Origin of the sequence: Pseudomonas abietaniphila (genome assembly GCF_900100795.1) — a bacterium.
Classification (GTDB): Bacteria; Pseudomonadota; Gammaproteobacteria; order Pseudomonadales; family Pseudomonadaceae; genus Aquipseudomonas; species Aquipseudomonas abietaniphila.
In genome coordinates this window covers 144,924-162,138 of record NZ_FNCO01000004.1, presented here as the reverse complement: position 1 = coordinate 162,138, position 17,215 = coordinate 144,924, and the positions used below count along the sequence as shown (strand labels likewise).

Genomic DNA, 17,215 nt, shown 5'->3' with positions numbered 1-17,215 from the left:
CGCCGCGTCTATTTCAGTGACGCGGGGCGTCACGGTATGCATTCCCACGCGGAGCGTGGGAACGATCAGCCCCTGACGAGACCCTTGGTCTTTGGGAGCTCCACATGTTGAACACCCTTCTTCCAATCCTGCTGTTCGCAGCCCTCGGCCTCGGTGTCCTGGGTGCTTTGCGGCGGGTGGCCATGTGGCGCAACGGTCGCGCGTCCAAGGTCGATCTGCTGGGCGGCCTGTTGGCGATGCCCAAGCGCTATATGGTCGATCTGCACCATGTGGTGGCGCGGGACAAATACATCGCCAACACCCACGTCGCGACGGCGGGCGGCGCAGTCGCATCGATCATTCTGGCGATTCTGGTCCACGGTTTCGGCTTGCATAACCGCATTCTCGGTTACGCGCTGCTGCTGATGTCGGCGGTGATGTTCGTCGGGGCGATCTTCGTTTACCTGCGTCGTCGCAACCCGCCTTCACGGCTGTCGAAAGGCCCATGGATGCGGCTGCCGAAAAGCTTGCTGGCATTCTCCGCATCCTTCTTCCTGGTGACCTTGCCAGTTGCGGGCATCCTGCCGGAAAACTTCGGTGGTTGGTTGTTGGCGATCATTCTGGGGATTGGTGTGCTGTGGGGCGTTTCCGAGCTGTTCTTCGGCATGACCTGGGGCGGCCCGATGAAGCACGCCTTCGCCGGTGCGCTGCACCTGGCCTGGCACCGTCGCGCCGAGCGTTTTGGCGGTGGCCGCTCTACAGGCCTGAAGCCGCTGGACCTGAATGACCCGACAGCGCCGCTGGGTGTGGAAAAACCCAAGGATTTTACCTGGAACCAGCTGCTGGGCTTCGACGCCTGCGTGCAGTGCGGTAAGTGCGAGGCCGCCTGCCCAGCCTATGCTGCAGGCCAGCCGCTGAATCCGAAAAAACTGATTCAGGACATGGTCGTCGGTCTGGCGGGCGGCACTGATGCCAACTTCGCCGGCAGCCCTTACCCCGGCAAACCCGTCGGCGAACACGGTGGCAATCCCCATCAACCGATCGTCAACGGTCTGGTCGATGCCGAAACCCTGTGGTCCTGCACCACCTGCCGCGCCTGTGTGGAAGAGTGCCCGATGATGATCGAGCACGTGGACGCCATCGTCGACATGCGTCGTCACCTCACGCTTGAAAAAGGCGCGACCCCGAACAAGGGCGCCGAAGTTTTGGAAAACCTCATCGCCACCGACAACCCGGGCGGTTTCGCGCCGGGCGGGCGCATGAACTGGGCGGCAGACCTCAACCTCAATGTCATGAGTGAGAAGAAGACGGCTGATGTGCTGTTCTGGGTCGGCGATGCTGCCTTCGACATGCGCAACCAGCGCACGCTGCGCGCCTTCGTCAAAGTCCTGAAAGCCGCCAAAGTCGACTTCGCGGTGCTCGGTCTCGAAGAGCGTGACAGCGGTGACGTCGCCCGTCGTCTCGGCGATGAAGCCACGTTCCAGATGCTCGCCAAGCGCAATATTCAGACCCTGAGCAAGTACAGCTTCAAACGCATCGTCACTTGCGATCCGCACAGCTTTCACGTGCTGAAAAACGAATACGGCGCCTTCGATGGCAATTACCTGGTACAGCATCACAGCACCTACATGGCCGAATTGATCGGCGATGGCGCCCTTAATCTGGGGCAGCACAAAGGCTCCAGCGTGACCTACCACGACCCGTGCTACCTGGGCCGTTACAACGGCGAGTATGAAGCGCCGCGTGATGTGCTGAAGGCGCTGGGTATCGAGGTCAAGGAAATGCAACGCTCCGGTTTCCGCTCCCGCTGCTGCGGCGGCGGTGGCGGCGCGCCGATCACCGACATCCCGGGCAAGCAACGTATCCCCGACATGCGCATGGAAGACATCCGCGAAACCGGCGCAGAACTGGTGGCCGTGGGTTGTCCACAATGCACCGCGATGCTCGAGGGCGTGGTCGAGCCGCGCCCGATGATCAAGGACATCGCCGAACTGGTGGCCGATGCGCTGATTGAAGACGCCGCACCTGCCAAACCGACCCCGGTCAAACGTGAACCCGCGGAGGCGCACTGATGAGCGACATTATCCGCCGCGACCCTCGTGCCGAGTGGATCGCCCGCAACCGTCTGCATCCGCTGCACGCGGCCATGCAACCGACACAAACCAGCTGGATGGGGCCCAACGGCGTCATCCGCAAGAATGTACACGGCATTGGCTTCATCGGCCCGAACGGCATCAAGCGCATTGATCGCAGCGGCGCGCAGCAGGGCGGGGCCGTCAAACGCTCAGCCGCTGCTCAAGTCCAGTTGCCCCTGCACCAAGTCGCCGAGCCGGCTTTTTATATCGCGGTGGTCCCGGACATGGTCGGCGGTCGCCTGAGCAGCCACGACCGCGACTTGCTGGGACTGGCTCACAGCCTGGCCGGCAAAGACGGCGCTGTGCTGGCGGTGGTCTTCGGCGAGCATAAGGAGAGCACATTCGAGACGGCGGGCGTGGACCGTCTGCTGGTGCTGGAAGGCAGTGAATTCAACGGTTATTCGCCCGAGCAACGGGTGCAGGGACTTCGGGCTGTGGATAACCAGTTCGACCCCCGCCATTGGTTGCTACCCGATAGCCGCAGCGGTGGTGGTGAGCTGGGCCGTCGTTTCGCGGCGAGTCTGGGTGAGCGCCCGGCGACGCGCGTCTGGCAGGTCAAGGACGAACGCAGCACAGGCCGTGCAGGCGCTGGGCGCGAAGACCTTTCACGTCCTGTTTCGCGCCTGATTCTGGCCGCCGCTGAGTGTGCCGAGCCCGTCAGCGAAACCCGCCATGAAGCGCTGCCGGTTGAGTTGTCCACAGCCATCGCGCGCAGCATTGCCCGGATCGAAGACCTCGGCGCCGTCGCCGTGGACCCGGCACTTATCCCCATGGCCGAAGCAGAATTCATTTTCTCCGGCGGCAATGGCGTGAAGGACTGGGAACTGTTCCACCGCACTGCCGCCGCGCTGGGCGCTACGGAGGGCGCATCCCGCGTGGCGGTGGACGATGGTTTCATGACCCGGGATCGCCAAGTCGGCGCATCGGGCACCTGGGTCACTGCGCGTGTCTACGTGGCAGTGGGTATCTCGGGCGCGATCCAGCACTTACAAGGCATCGGGGCGTGCGACAAAGTCGTGGCGATCAACCTCGACCCGACCTGCGACATGATCAAACGTGCTGATTTGTCAGTGATTGGCGAAAGCGCTGAAATCCTCGACGCGCTGATCGAAGCCGTCGCGGCGTACCGGAATGAGGCGAAACGCGATGCAGCCTGACAAAAAAATACCTGTGGATAAAAGCGCGCTCCACGTTATCAGCCTGGTGTCTATCGGAGCGCATCCAACATCCGGTCGTCCGCGTCGCGCAGAGCAAGACGCGCGTGCTGTGGAGCTTGGCCTGCAACTGGCTGGGGATAACTTGCATGTATTGCACGCGGGTAACGCCGAAGAGCCTGCACTGCGGGCGTATCTCGGCATGGGCCTGAGCGAACTGCACGTCCTGGAACAGCCTGAGGGCGCGGATGCTTTGCCAGGGCTGACCGACTACATCCGGGAATCCGGCGTTCAGTTGGTCCTCGCAGGTAGCCAGGCGGAAACCGGCGAAGGCTCCGGCATGTTGCCGTATCTGCTCGCCGAAAAGCTCGGTTGGCCGCTGGTCGTCGGCATGGCGGAGGTCGAATCCATGAACAACGGCACGGCCCAGGTTCTCCAGGCGTTGCCTCGCGGCCAGCGTCGTCGCCTCAAGGTGCGGCTGCCATTTCTCGCCACTGTGGATAACGCAGCGCCCAAGCCACGCCAAAGCGCCTACGGCCCTGCCCAACGGGGCGTGCTGGATGTCGAGCAGATCGACGTCGTCATTGACGAGTTATTCACAGGCGCCGAACTCAGCCCTGCCAAACCTCGCCCGAAACGCTTGAAAGTCATCAAGGCCAAAAGCGGTGCGGATCGCATGAAGGCTGCGACGGCGAAGGCGAGTGGCGGTGGGGGACAGGTGCTCAAGGGGGTTAGCGCTCAGGAAGGCGCTGCGGCGATTTTGAAGTTGTTGGTGGAGGAAGGGGTGGTGCGGTAGACCCTGCGGGCCTATCACTTCTACTAGTTACCCACAACGAACGGCAGCATTAGGCTTATCCACAGACCTTTCTGGCATGTGAGTCAGCCTGATGTGCACGCCTTCCTTTCGCTCGCTGCTCCTGGCCACCGATCTCCACAATACTGTGCTGGCAGGATTCGGGCCGTCCGAGTCAGGTCATATGGCTTACACGGCTTATGGCGCACACCCCAGTCATGCGGCGCCAGTCAGCCACTCGGGTTTTAATGGCCAGTTACGTGAACGGGGCACGGGCTGGTACCACCTCGGTAATGGCCATCGGATCTACAACCCTGCGCTGATGCGCTTTCAACGTCCCGACGTGCTAAGCCCCTTTGATAAAGGCGGGCTCAACCCTTACGCCTATTGCCTGGGTGATCCGGTCAACTATGCAGATCCGACAGGGCAAACGCCTGACTGGCTCCAGCCTGTACTGACGATCGGCCTTCACGCTTTTACCATCGCCGCCACCGTAATAGCAGCCGCCGTTGCCGGGCCGCCGGTGGGGGCTGCCCTGGTGGCTGCACGAATGACGTTGACCGGTTCAAGCCTCGCAATCGCTGCTTCTACGTTGACGCTTGCCGGTGTCAAACAGGCGCGCTACGTCGCCCATGTGGGCACTGCGATCTCGGCATTGGGAGCCTTGACCCGCGTAGGGTTGGGTGTTCAGAGCCTGGTTGCCAGGAAAGAGCTGAGGAGGGCCGCTGTTGACCGAGTCGCACAGTTGTTCGGCAGAACGCCGGCCATGCGAAAAATCCCGGGCGCCCTTCCTGTTCGTCAGGTGACCTCCTCATCTGAAGGGGCGTTGAGTGATGATCTCAACCGCGTGCGGGGCAGTATCGCCAGCATTACTAGAACGCAACCGGCGAGTCCCCGATTACCAGGCATGCAACGTTTGAGAACCCACTACTTCGATGGGTTGGACGAAGGAGAGCAGATAAAAGTAGAAGTGTTCATGCCACGCAACTACTCACAATCTCTGTGAGCGCACCTGTGGATAAGGTGTTCGCTGTCTTCTCCAGGCCACGTATCTGATGGGCTCTGAGCCTTTGATTAAATATTGACCACTGTATCTGCAGGTTTTTAAACGCTTTTTTCCACACCCGAAGGTCTGAGCCAGTCCACAGTTGCCCACATTCTCTGTTAGCGCTTATGTGGATAAGTTGTTCGTCATCGCCTATGAGCCATATAAGCCCGGGCTTTCAAAGGATTGATCAAAAACTGATCAATCCGGCATTTCTTTGGCAATAAGTGGACTTAAGCCTTCGGTTCTCTGCATTCAAGCGACTTTTCCACACCTCATGACGTAGCTACCCGAGTTAAGCACAATCTCTGTTGGCGCTTCTGTGGATAAGGTGTTCGCTATCCCGTGCGAGCCATATAAATCGTGGTCTGTACGACTTTGGTCAATAAATGATCAGTCGTGGGAGTAATATGGCCTATTGAATAAGTCACGGTTTTTATTAACTTTTTGCACAGCCAGAAACCGACTTTCCCACAATTGCTGTGGGTTGTGCTGTGGATAAGTTGTTGGTGGATGGTGCTGAGGGGCGGTGGGGCTAATGTCGCGCAGTTCTGATCGTTTTTTGACCAGGCTTGAGTGGCGTCAAGGGGACTGTCATGAAAACCTGTGGGAGCTGCCGGAGGTTACGACGGTGGCGAATGCGGTCTGTCTGATACACCTCATTCGCCACCGTCGTAACCTGCGGCAGCCCCCACAGGTTCCGAGGGATAAACCTTACTCGTGATTAACCGCCACACCTTTCAAATACGGCGCAGGCTCGGCGCCCATGTTTTCCAGGAGCTTGGCGCTGTACCAGTCGATGAAGTTCACCACGCCGAACTCGTAGGTTTGCGAGTACGGGCCGGGCTGGTAGGCGATGGAGTTGATGCCGCGCTGGTTTTCTTCAGCCAGACGACGATCCTGATCGTTGGTCGCGTCCCACACTTCACGCAGACGCGCGACGTCGTAGTCCACGCCTTCGACGGCGTCTTTGTGCACCAGCCATTTGGTGGTGACCATGGTTTCCTGAGCGCTGATCGGCCACACGGTGAACACGATCACGTGGTCGCCCATGCAGTGGTTCCAGGCGTGCGGCAGGTGCAGGATGCGCATCGAACCCAGGTCCGGGTTCTTGATACGGCCCATGAGCTTCTGGCTGCCTTGTTTGCCGTCCATGGTCATGGACACGGTGCCTTTGAGCAGCGGCATGCGCACGATGCGGTTGCGCAGACCGAAGCTTGCGTGAGCAAACGGGATCTTCTCGGCTTCCCAGGCAGCGGCGGAGGCTGCAACGTGGTCCTTGAACGCCTGGTCAGCGCGTGGATCGGTCACGTCGTCCCATTCCAGCAGCGTGTTCAGCAGTTCCGGGTGCGAACCGTTGCAGTGGTAGCACTCGCGGTTATTTTCCAGCACCAGCTTCCAGTTGGCTTTTTCCATCAAGGTGGTTTGCACCGCCACCTTGGTGTTTTCCATGTCGTACGGTTCCATGTAGTGATTCAGCGTCTGCAAGAACTCGTCGATGGCCGGCGGGTTGGTCGCCAGGCTGATGAAGATGTAACCGCCGGCGACCTTGCAGTTCACAGGCTTGAGGCTGAACTGCTTCATGTCGAAGTCAGCGCCCATTTCGGTGCCTGCGTACAGCAGGCGACCGTCGAGTTCGTACGTCCACTGGTGGTACGGGCACACCAGTTTGGCGACCTTGCCTTTTTCCTTGGTGCACAGACGCGAACCGCGATGACGGCAGACGTTGTGGAAGGCGTTGACCGAGCCGTCCGGCGCACGCACGACCAGGATCGGGTTCTTGCCGATCTGCAGGGTCAGGAAGTTGCCCTTGGCCGGAATTTCACAGGTCATGCCTGCAATCAGCCATTCTTTTTGAAAGATTTCCTGCATGTCGATTTCAAACAGCCGCTCATCGCTGTAGAAAGGCTGCGGAAGCGAATAGGTGCGCTCCCGGTTCTGCAGCATTTCAGCGGTTGCCTTGCGTGCGGGTTCCAGCGGATCGCCCAAGCTCAAAGTTGCGGTGACGTCCATCTTTCAAGTCCTCAGACCGTGGTTTCAACGGTCTACGAATGTGGCTAATACGGTTGTGTGTGAGTGGTTTGCAGGCAAGGCGACGGTGCGTTCTGTCGCTCATCCTTATGTATAAAAAATCTGTAATCGAATGACGGCGAGTGTGTAGCCGGGCGCGACGTGAACCTTATCCATGGGCGACATGGCCGAATCCGTTTCCGACTACGTAACCCCTATAGATCGGGCCTGGTCGCCATAAGTATGTGAATGTCGCTGATAGGTAAATAGGCGCGTCGTGCGTTACGCAGAATCGCCACCATAAGAGGCCGACAGTCGGCCGTGGAGAGTGAGTATGTCCCAGAGTTTCCTCAGCCCGGTCAACACCCAGACTTGGGCCAATGGCCGCCACCTGGTGCGGGTCGTCAAAGTGATCCAGGAAACCTGGGACGTTCGCACCTTTTGCTTCATGGCCGACCAGCCGATCCTGTTCTTTTTCAAGCCGGGGCAGTTCGTGACCCTGGAGCTGGAAATCGAAGGCGTGCCGATCATGCGGTCGTACACCATCTCCAGTTCGCCGTCGGTGCCGTACAGCTTCTCGATCACAATCAAGCGGGTGCCGGGCGGCAAGGTGTCGAACTGGTTGCACGACACCCTGCATGAAGGCCAGGAGCTGGCGGTTCACGGGCCGGTCGGCTTGTTCAACGCCATCGACTTCCCGAATCCGAAGATTCTCTACCTCAGTGGCGGCGTCGGTATCACGCCGGTCATGTCCATGGCGCGCTGGTATTACGACACCAACGCCAACGTCGACATGGTCTTCGTGCACAGCTCGCGTTCACCCAAAGACATCATCTACCACCGTGAACTGGAGCAGATGGCGTCGCGGATCAACAACTTCTCGCTGCACATCGTCTGTGAGAAACACGGGTTGGGCGAGCCGTGGGCCGGTTATCGCGGTTACCTGAACCAGAAGATGCTCGAGCTGATGGCGCCGGACTTCATGGAGCGCGAAGTGTTCTGCTGCGGCCCGACGCCGTACATGAATGCCGTGAAACGCCTGCTGGAAGCCAACGGCTTCAACATGGCGCAGTACCACGAAGAATCCTTTGGTGCGACGCCACCGGAAGCGCGCGCCGACGCGGTCGAACACGCCGAGCAGGCGGCCGATGCGCCGGAAGTCGATGTGGCCGAACTGCACCAGGTGGAGTTCACCGACACCGGCAAGAGCATTCGCGTGGCGCCGGGCGAAACCGTTCATGCCGCGGCTGCGAAGCTGGGTTTGATGATCCCGAAAGCCTGCGGCATGGGCATCTGCGGGACCTGTAAGGTGATGAAACTGAGCGGGGAAGTGGAGATGGAGCACAACGGCGGGATTACCGACGACGACGTGGAAGGGGGTTACATCCTGTCGTGCTGCAGCGTGCCGAAAGGCGACGTTCGTATCGAATATTGATTAATTCGGCGTCATAACTCCTGTGGGAGCGGATTCATCCGCGATGGGACTTTCAGTCGATATAGAGGTATCGCCTGGCTTGGCCTCATCGCGAATGAATTCGCTCCCACAGTGTTTATGTGTCTAGGTTGATGATTTTTTACAACCTGAACCGCGCGACCATACCGTTCAAATCCACCGCCAGACGCGACAGTTCGCTGCTCGCCGCAGTGGTTTGATGAGCGCCGGTCGCCGACTGAGTCGACAGATCACGGATGTTCACCAGGTTGCGGTCCACTTCACGGGCGACTTGTGCCTGTTCTTCGGCCGCGCTGGCGATGACCAGATTGCGTTCGTTGATTTCCACCACCGCGCTGTTAATGGTGTCCAGCGCCACGCCTGCGCCTTTGGCGATGTTCAATGTCGATTCGGCGCGCTCGGTGCTGCTGCGCATCGAGTTCACGGCCTGTTCGGTGCCGCCTTGAATGCTGCCGATCATGCGTTCGATTTCGCTGGTCGATTGCTGAGTGCGGTGCGCCAACGCGCGGACTTCATCGGCCACGACCGCAAACCCGCGACCGGCTTCACCGGCACGCGCGGCTTCGATCGCGGCGTTGAGGGCGAGCAGGTTGGTCTGGTCGGCCAGGCCACGAATCACATCCAGCACCTTGCCGATGTCGCGGGATTCGTCCGCCAGGTTGCCGATCAAGGTCGCTGTGCTCTGCACGTCGCCACTCATGCGCTCGATGGCGCTGACGGTTTCCTGCACCAGATCGCGACCGTCGCTGGCTGAGCTGGTGGCGTTTTTCGAAGCTTCAGACGTGCTCACGGCGTTGCGTGCCACCTCTTCGACGGCGCTGGTCATCTCGTTGACGGCCGTGGCGGCTTGTTCGATTTCGTTGTTTTGTTGCGACAGGCCACGGGCGCTTTCATCGGTGACCGCGTTCAGCTCTTCGGCAGCCGACGCCAACTGAGTGGCCGAACCGGAAATACGCTGCAGCGTATCGCGCAGCTTGGACTGCATCTTCAGCATCGCGGTCAGCAGGCGACCGGCTTCGTCGGTGCCGTCGACGTGAATCGTGTGGGTCAGGTCACCTTCGGCGATCTCTTCAGCTGCTTTCAGCGCGGAGGCGATTGGGCGGGTGATGCTGTTGGTCAGCAGCCAGGCGAACAGCAGGGTCAGGACGGTGGCGATGATCAGCAGCGTGACGACCATGGTGAAGGCGGTCGAGTACTGTTGCGCCGCATCCTTGTTAGCGTCATTGAGCTGTTGGGTATTGATCTCAACCAGCTTGCCCAGCACGACGTTCATCTGGTCCGAGTTGGTCTGCAGATCGGCGCTGAGGAGCGTGGTCAGCTCATCGAGTTTGTTGGCGCTGCTCAGTGACTTCATGCGGTCTTCGAGTCGACGATAGTCGTTGAGCAAGGAGAGGTACTGATCGTAGGCCGCCTGTTCTTCAGGAGCCGAGATCAGTTTGACGTAGACCGCCCGTGCCTCTTCGATCTGCTTGTTACGCATGGCCAGCAGGTCGACGGTTTTCTGCAGGGTGTCCGGATCGCGATTGAGCATCAGGCGGTAGGACAGCACGCGCAGACGAATGCTTGCTTCGGTCAGCTTATCCAGCGACTTGATGCTCGGCATGCTGTTGGTGGCCATCGTCTCCGTGGCGTCGTTGATCTTGCCCATCTGGGTCAGGGCGAAGACGCCGAGGATCAGCATCAGCAAACCGATGATGGAAAAGCCAAGGAAAGCGCGGGGCGCGATGTTCATATTGCGTAGGGACATGACGGTTCCTGAGAAAGCCGCGATCCGTGCGTGCAGAAGGGAGAGTTGCCAGAGATCCATACTTATCGGTCGGCCCGAGGAGGACTTGACCCCTGTGGTCCGTTGCTGTGCGCTTATGTCGCAGGCGCTTGATCTGACGAACAGCAGGAACAAGATGGGCAAAACGCAGTCAATCAGGACCCTCGTGCGTTTGCGGGATTGAAGCAACACAAGTGCTTTTCTGGTCGGTGTAGTGGCGTGAATGCCCTGATTTCACTGGTAGCTGAAGTGACTTTTCTTTATCGTACGCGCCCTTTGAAATTTGCCTGAGATATCAAAATGTTGGAAGCATCCCTTAGCCAGTTGGAAAAGCTCGTCGGTGACCTGGTGCAGCAAAACCAGGACCTGCAGAACACGAACGCGCAGCTCACAGAAGAGCTGAAACAAGCCAGGGATGACAACGACAGTCTGCAGTTGAGCCTGCTGGAGCAGGAAGAGAAACAAGGCGCCACGGCGGCTCGGATTCAGGCGCTGGTTGATCGCGCCACCAGCGTCAGTGCGGTCAGCGCATGATCATTGACCGCGACGCCACCAAAGTCATTTCCATTCTTGGCAACGACTACACGATCAAGGCACCTGCCGGACAAGAGCAGACCTTGATGGAGGCGGTGGTCATGCTCAAGTCGGCGTTGTCGGAAACCAAGCGCAGTTACCCGACGCTCATCGGCGACCGTCTGCTGGTGCTGGCGGCGCTGAACCTGTGCTCGAAGCAGATCGAACTCAAACAGCAACATGCCAATGAGCTGAGCCGTTATGAGGACAAGGTCAGTGCGACGGTCGAGGTGATCGAGAAGGTGATTTCGCAGGGGTGATAGCGCTTTCAGGTGTGCGCACACTCTAGTCCGCCTGACGTATTCCTGTGGGAGCGAATTTATTCGCGATGGAGGCCCAGTTGATTGATTTCTGTCGGCTGAACCGGCCAATCGCGAATGAATTCGCTCCCACAGGGTCATTCGCGGTGTCAGGAAGACCGGGGGCGATCAGGCCCCCATCACCAGCCGGATGTCCGCAGCCAGTTCACGCACGCGGGCTTCCTCGGTGTCCCACGAGCACATGAACCGTGCGCCGCCGTTGCCGATGAAGGTGTAGAAGCGCCAGCCCCGGGCCGTCAGGGCAGCGATGGCGGCTTCTGACAGTTGCAGGAACACGCCGTTGGCCTGCACCGGGAACATCAATTCCACGCCGGGAATGTCTTTCACCAGCTCAGCGAGCAACTGCGCGCAGCGGTTGGCGTGACGGGCGTGTTTGAGCCAGGCGTCGTTTTCCAGCAGGCCGACCCAAGGCGCTGACAGGAAGCGCATTTTCGACGCCAGTTGCCCGGCCTGTTTGCAGCGGTAGTCGAAGTCTTCTGCCAGCTTATGGTTGAAGAACAGAATCGCTTCACCCACCGCCATGCCGTTCTTGGTGCCGCCAAAGCACAGCACGTCGATGCCGGCTTTCCAGGTCAACTCGGCGGGCGTGCAGCCCAGGTACGCACACGCATTGGCGAAACGGGCGCCGTCCATGTGCAGGTTCAGCCCCAGTTCCTTGCAGGTGTCGCTGATCGCTTTCAGCTCTTCGGGCAAGTACACGCTGCCCACTTCGGTCGCCTGGGTCAGCGTCACGACGCGCGGTTTGGGGTAATGAATATCGGCCCGCTTGAGCGCGACTTCGCGAATCGATTCGGGCGTCAGTTTGCCGTTCTCGCTGCGGGCGGTCAGCAGTTTGGAGCCGTTGGAGAAAAACTCGGGGGCGCCGCATTCGTCGGTCTCGACGTGGGCGGTTTCGGAGCAGATGACGCTGTGGTAACTCTGGCACAACGATGACAAGGCCAGCGAGTTGGCGGCCGTACCGTTGAAGGCGAAGAACACTTCGCAGTCGGTTTCGAACAGCTGACGGAATTGATCGGCCGCCCGCGCTGTCCATTGGTCGTCACCGTACGCGCGTTGATGGCCATGGTTTGCTTGTTCCATGGCCGCCCAGGCTTCGGGGCAGATTCCCGAATAGTTGTCGCTGGCAAACTGCTGGCTTTGGTCTGACATGGCCGGTTCCCTGTAATCGAAGGCTGCGACTGTAACCAAGATTCAACGGTTTGGTCATGCATTCTTGCGTCAGAAAATTCAGTCAAACACCGGAGCACGATGAGCGAGGCACATTCAGCGATACGACCGGTGCGTGACCGCGCGCTGGACCTGCTCAAGTGGCTGGCGATGTTAAGCATGGCGCTCGATCACCTGCGTTATGTCGGATGGTCGGCGGACTGGCTTTACGTGCCCGGCAGGCTGGCCTTTGCGTGGTTTTGCCTGGCCATTGCAGTCAACGTCGGGCGCAGCGTTTCGCAAGCGGTTGACCCCGGGATTCGCTGGAAATACCTGGCGTGGCTGGGAATGTTTTCAGTGGTCGCCGAGTTGCCGTATCGGCTCTACATGGCCGGTGAGGTCACGACGCTCAACGTGCTGCCGACGCTGGTACTCGGGCTGCTGGTTGCCCAGGGGGCGAGCAGCGGGTCGTGGCCGATGCGGATCATGGCGGTGCTGGCGCTGGGCATCGGTGTTGCATTCGCGCCGTCGCTGATGTTTGGCGCCTATGGCGTGTTGCTGCCGACCGCTTTCCTGCTCGTGTTGAGGGGATCGCTTTGGTTGGCGGTCCTGCCGGGCGTGATATGCCTGCTGAGCAACGAGTGGCCGAAGATCATCGACGGCATGCTGTGGGGCGATCCAATTTCGGTCGGGGCGTTGATTGCCTGTCTGATCGGGCCTTGGCTCGGCCTGGCGCTCTTGCGCTGGCGACCTGCGTTCGCGGTATGGCCGATGCGGCGTTGGGCGTATCTGATTTATCCGCTGCATTTCCTGCTGTTGTTTGGCCTGCGACATGCTCTCGCCTGACGTAATTCCCCTGTAGGAGCGCGCTTGCCCGCGAATGCGTTAGATCAAATACATCATCGGTGACTGACACACCGCATTCGCGGGCAAGCGCGCTCCTACAGGTTTCGCGCCGATTCACCGTTTGTTGCATGGCCCTGAAAACCTTGTAGACAAACCGCCATCAGCGCCTTTATCTTCCGCACCAGGTCACCGCAGTGACCAGCGTCGCTCGGACGGTTCCGGGCGCTTACGTCTTCAGAGGCATCTCATGGCTGACCAAGGTTCGCCGCGCCGCTTTGCGCGCATCGATCGACTCCCCCCTTACGTGTTCAACATCACCGCCGAGCTGAAAATGGCCGCTCGTCGTCGTGGTGAGGACATCATCGACCTGAGCATGGGTAACCCCGACGGGGCAACGCCGCCGCACATCGTCGAAAAACTGGTCACTGTCGCCCAACGTGAAGACACTCACGGCTACTCGACTTCGCGTGGCATTCCGCGTCTGCGTCGGGCGATCTCCAGCTGGTACAAAAAGCGTTACGAGGTCGACATCGACCCGGAAACCGAAGCCATCGTCACCATTGGCTCCAAGGAAGGCCTGGCGCACCTGATGCTCGCCACGCTTGACCAGGGCGACACGGTATTGGTGCCCAATCCCAGTTACCCGATTCACATCTACGGTGCGGTGATCGCCGGTGCCCAGGTGCGCTCCGTGCCGCTGGTGCCGGGCGTGGACTTCTTCGCCGAGCTGGAAAAAGCCATTCGCGGTTCAATCCCCAAGCCGAAGATGATGATTCTGGGTTTTCCGTCCAACCCGACCGCCCAATGCGTCGAGCTGGATTTTTTCGAGCGCGTGGTCGCACTGGCTAAACAGTACGACGTGCTGGTGGTTCACGACCTGGCGTATGCCGACATCGTCTACGACGGCTGGAAAGCGCCTTCGATCATGCAGGTGCCGGGCGCCAAGGACATCGCGGTGGAGTTTTTCACCCTGTCCAAGAGCTACAACATGGCCGGCTGGCGGATTGGCTTCATGGTCGGTAACCCTGAACTGGTCAACGCATTGGCCCGCATCAAGAGCTACCACGACTACGGCACGTTCACGCCGCTGCAGGTCGCGGCGATTGCGGCACTGGAAGGCGACCAGCAGTGCGTGCTCGACATCGCCGAGCAGTACCGCCAGCGCCGCAATGTGCTGGTCAAAGGGCTGCACGAGCTGGGCTGGATGGTCGAAAACCCGAAAGCCTCAATGTACGTTTGGGCCAAGATCCCTGAAGCCTATGCGCACCTGGGCTCGCTCGAATTTGCCAAGAAGATGCTGCTTGAGGCCAAGGTCTGCGTCTCGCCGGGTGTCGGTTTCGGGGAATACGGCGACGATCACGTCCGTTTCGCGCTGATCGAAAACCAGGACCGAATCCGCCAGGCGGTGCGCGGTATTCGCGGCATGTTCCGGGCGGACGGTCTGGTCGCACAAAAAGGCTAAACGTTATCGGCAATGCGCCGAGGCCGTGACGGGGCTCGGTGCAGCCGGTAGCGCCGTATATTTGATCACCGGCGTTAGCGGAGAGTCCGGTTGGGTGGTGACGCCATACACCATGCACAGCGTGGTTGAACCGCTCTCGACGTAATAGTCCCCTGGTTGTACATACCTTGCCGCTTCAGATGTCGAGACGATTCTGGAATAACTGCCTCCGTTCACGGTGCGGATGTTAATCGAAACGTTGCCTTCCTCGGACACTCTGAAAGTTCTGTCGACGACGATGTCTTCATCAGTAGCGCTGAGATAAAAATTCGTACCTTTGGGAAGATAGAGCGGTAAGTCAGACTCGATGGCTTCCGGCTCGTCAGTTGAGGGTATTTCCCATAGATAGATATCGGCTACCGCCACTTCCTCTGCATAAGAAATGACCTTGAGAATGACGGAGTTAAAGGCTCCGTTCTGGTGAACGATATCTTGGGTCGTCGCGTAAAATCTGGCGTCCGCCACGGATACGTGGGTCGAGAGCAGCTCTTGCGTTTCCTCAACGTAGACTGTTACTAGGGCGTCAAGCGTCAGCAGTTCTTGAATGACCCTCAGCTTCACGAAACCTTGTCTTTCTGAATCATGAAACACGTTCTGTGAAAGGAAGAGCAAGGGGTCAGGCGTCAACGCCTGGCGGGTCTTTTTTGATACCAGCGTCTTCCAGACTGAAGGCGTCAACGTATGCGACCTGGCGATTGTTCTCATAATCAAGTTCCTTCTTGCAGCCGCTGTTATTCAATCCGTTGAATTGAAAGTAAACGCACTTTGCGCATTTGAATACTGTCAGTTTTGACAGGTTTACCGCCCGTTCGTCTGAAGGGGTGGGGCGATAAAGAGGAATGTCAGAAAGGGACATGCGTGTCAGCGCGCGACTTGTTCGGCGAGTCGATCTGTCTGATTGCGACATATGCGCACCCAAAAAACCCTAGTCTCGACCGGGGATTTTTGTTTGCAACACGCTTCTCTGTAGGAGCACGCTTGCCCGCGAAGCATTCTTCCAGACACTGCAACGGTGCCTGATACGCCGCAATCGCGGGCAAGCGCGCTCCTACAGTTTGTCCTCTGCATCGGTCTGAGCCCGAGCATTTATCTCTCCCCGCCAATCCATGTCGTAAACGCACCTTTGTGTGGCGCCCGTAGGCATCTAGGCAGTCTGCGTCGGCCATACCATCGCTTCCAAGGGGCAATCCAAAGCCCTATCGATAATTCAGGCGCCGCGCCGCCGCTGGGAGAACCGCGATGTTCAGCAAGCAAGACCAAATCCAGGGTTATGACGATGCACTCTTGGCAGCGATGAACGCCGAAGATCAGCGTCAGGAAGATCACATTGAGCTGATCGCCTCGGAGAACTACACCAGCAAGCGCGTAATGGAAGCTCAAGGCAGCGGTCTGACCAACAAGTACGCCGAAGGGTATCCGGGCAAGCGTTACTACGGCGGTTGCGAGCACGTCGACAAGGTCGAGCAACTGGCCATCGACCGCGCCAAGCAGCTGTTCGGTGCCGACTACGCCAACGTTCAGCCGCACTCCGGTTCGTCGGCCAACAGCGCGGTCTACCTGGCACTCATTCAAGCGGGCGACACCATCCTGGGCATGAGCCTGGCCCACGGCGGTCACCTGACCCACGGCGCCAAAGTGTCGTCCTCGGGCAAACTCTACAACGCTGTTCAATACGGCATCGACACCAAGACCGGCCTGATCGATTACGACGAAGTCGAGCGCCTGGCCGTTGAGCACAAGCCCAAGATGATCGTTGCCGGTTTCTCGGCTTACTCCAAGACCCTGGATTTCCCGCGCTTCCGTCAGATCGCAGACAAAGTCGGTGCGCTGCTGTTCGTGGACATGGCCCACGTGGCCGGTCTGGTTGCTGCTGGTCTGTACCCGAACCCGCTGCCGTACGCTGACGTGGTCACCACCACCACGCACAAAACCCTGCGCGGCCCTCGTGGCGGGCTGATCCTGGCCAAGGCCAACGAAGAAATCGAGAAGAAGCTGAACTCTGCCGTCTTCCCTGGCGCTCAAGGCGGCCCGCTGATGCACGTCATCGCCGGCAAGGCCGTGTGCTTCAAGGAAGCCATGGAGCCTGGCTTCAAGGCGTATCAACAGCAAGTGATCGACAACGCCCAGGCCATGGCGCAGGTGTTCATCGATCGCGGTTACGACGTGGTTTCCGGTGGCACCGACAACCACTTGTTCCTGGTCAGCCTGATCCGTCAGGGTCTCACCGGTAAGGACGCTGACGCTGCACTGGGTCGCGCCCACATTACTGTGAACAAGAACGCCGTTCCGAACGATCCACAATCGCCGTTCGTGACCTCGGGCCTTCGTATCGGCACCCCGGCCGTCACCACCCGCGGTTTCAAAGTCACCCAGTGCATCACGCTGGCCGGCTGGATCTGCGACATTCTCGACAACCTCGGCGACGCCGATGTCGAGGCCAATGTTGCCGGTCAGGTTGCCGCGCTGTGCGCCGATTTCCCGGTTTACCGCTGAGT

Annotated in this window: 14 protein-coding genes and 1 pseudogene; 10 read left to right on the top strand and 5 right to left on the bottom strand. The window is 59.4% G+C overall.

Going from position 1 to position 17,215, the window contains the following annotated elements; genetic code table 11:
* Nucleotides 1-104 precede the first annotated feature (104 nt).
* The 4 genes from dgcB (at nucleotide 105) to BLS87_RS09875 (ending at nucleotide 5,067) form a co-directional block, all read left to right on the top strand.
* A complete protein-coding gene (gene dgcB / locus BLS87_RS09890; RefSeq protein WP_074752310.1) occupies nucleotides 105-2,051 on the top strand; it encodes a dimethylglycine demethylation protein DgcB in 1,947 nt (648 codons plus the stop codon).
* Entirely contained in the window at nucleotides 2,051-3,271 is a 1,221-nt protein-coding gene (gene etfA / locus BLS87_RS09885) for an electron transfer flavoprotein subunit alpha (protein WP_074752309.1), read from the top strand. Before dgcB ends, etfA begins: the two co-directional genes overlap by 1 nt.
* A complete protein-coding gene (etfB, locus tag BLS87_RS09880; protein WP_074752308.1) occupies nucleotides 3,261-4,064 on the top strand; it encodes an electron transfer flavoprotein subunit beta in 804 nt (267 codons plus the stop codon). Before etfA ends, etfB begins: the two co-directional genes overlap by 11 nt.
* A 91-nt stretch (nucleotides 4,065-4,155) precedes the next feature.
* Nucleotides 4,156-5,067, top strand: a complete 912-nt coding sequence (locus tag BLS87_RS09875; RefSeq protein ID WP_083370654.1) for an RHS repeat-associated core domain-containing protein — start codon at nucleotides 4,156-4,158, stop codon at nucleotides 5,065-5,067.
* Between the two features lie 753 nt (nucleotides 5,068-5,820).
* Here the strand turns inward: BLS87_RS09875 and gbcA are convergent.
* Nucleotides 5,821-7,119 (bottom strand): glycine-betaine demethylase subunit GbcA, encoded by a 1,299-nt coding sequence (gbcA, locus tag BLS87_RS09870; RefSeq protein ID WP_074752306.1) that lies wholly within the window; start codon nucleotides 7,117-7,119, stop codon nucleotides 5,821-5,823.
* A gap of 331 nt (nucleotides 7,120-7,450) precedes the next feature.
* On the opposite strand from gbcA, the gene gbcB reads away from it, so the two are divergent.
* A complete protein-coding gene (gbcB, locus tag BLS87_RS09865) occupies nucleotides 7,451-8,551 on the top strand; it encodes a glycine-betaine demethylase subunit GbcB (protein ID WP_074752305.1) in 1,101 nt (366 codons plus the stop codon).
* Nucleotides 8,552-8,690: 139 nt separating this feature from the next.
* On the opposite strand, the gene BLS87_RS35185 is transcribed toward gbcB, so the two are convergent.
* Together BLS87_RS35185 and BLS87_RS35180 are read right to left on the bottom strand one after the other, a co-directional pair.
* Nucleotides 8,691-9,554 carry a methyl-accepting chemotaxis protein gene (locus tag BLS87_RS35185; RefSeq protein ID WP_425262214.1) on the bottom strand — a complete coding sequence of 288 codons (864 nt, stop codon included), beginning with the start codon at nucleotides 9,552-9,554 and terminating at the stop codon, nucleotides 8,691-8,693.
* Nucleotides 9,546-10,301: pseudogene (locus BLS87_RS35180) on the bottom strand (MCP four helix bundle domain-containing protein); the annotation flags it as partial. The pseudogene BLS87_RS35180 and the gene BLS87_RS35185, both read right to left, overlap by 9 nt.
* Before the next feature lie 333 nt (nucleotides 10,302-10,634).
* On the opposite strand from BLS87_RS35180, the gene BLS87_RS09850 reads away from it, so the two are divergent.
* Entirely contained in the window at nucleotides 10,635-10,868 is a 234-nt protein-coding gene (locus BLS87_RS09850; RefSeq protein ID WP_074752302.1) for a hypothetical protein, read from the top strand.
* Nucleotides 10,865-11,167, top strand: a complete 303-nt coding sequence (locus BLS87_RS09845) for a cell division protein ZapA (protein ID WP_074752301.1) — start codon at nucleotides 10,865-10,867, stop codon at nucleotides 11,165-11,167. The genes BLS87_RS09850 and BLS87_RS09845 overlap by 4 nt, the downstream gene beginning before the upstream one ends.
* Before the next feature lie 168 nt (nucleotides 11,168-11,335).
* Here the strand turns inward: BLS87_RS09845 and BLS87_RS09840 are convergent, their stop codons facing one another.
* On the bottom strand, nucleotides 11,336-12,376 hold the full coding sequence (locus BLS87_RS09840) for a threonine aldolase family protein (RefSeq protein ID WP_074752300.1): 1,041 nt from the start codon (nucleotides 12,374-12,376) through the stop codon (nucleotides 11,336-11,338).
* A 99-nt stretch (nucleotides 12,377-12,475) separates the two neighbouring features.
* Between BLS87_RS09840 and BLS87_RS09835 the strand changes: the two genes are divergently transcribed.
* Both BLS87_RS09835 and alaC read left to right on the top strand, forming a co-directional pair.
* Nucleotides 12,476-13,219 carry a TraX family protein gene (locus tag BLS87_RS09835; RefSeq protein WP_074752299.1) on the top strand — a complete coding sequence of 248 codons (744 nt, stop codon included), beginning with the start codon at nucleotides 12,476-12,478 and terminating at the stop codon, nucleotides 13,217-13,219.
* A gap of 247 nt (nucleotides 13,220-13,466) precedes the next feature.
* Nucleotides 13,467-14,681, top strand: coding sequence for an alanine transaminase (gene alaC / locus BLS87_RS09830; protein ID WP_074752298.1), 1,215 nt, complete (start codon nucleotides 13,467-13,469; stop codon nucleotides 14,679-14,681).
* 3 nt (nucleotides 14,682-14,684) lie between these two features.
* Here alaC and BLS87_RS09825 read toward each other — a convergent pair whose 3' ends face one another.
* A complete protein-coding gene (locus BLS87_RS09825) occupies nucleotides 14,685-15,425 on the bottom strand; it encodes a hypothetical protein (RefSeq protein WP_074752297.1) in 741 nt (246 codons plus the stop codon).
* Nucleotides 15,426-15,959: 534 nt separating this feature from the next.
* Between BLS87_RS09825 and glyA the strand changes: the two genes are divergently transcribed.
* Entirely contained in the window at nucleotides 15,960-17,213 is a 1,254-nt protein-coding gene (glyA, locus tag BLS87_RS09820; RefSeq protein ID WP_074752296.1) for a serine hydroxymethyltransferase, read from the top strand.
* Nucleotides 17,214-17,215: the final 2 nt, after the last annotated feature.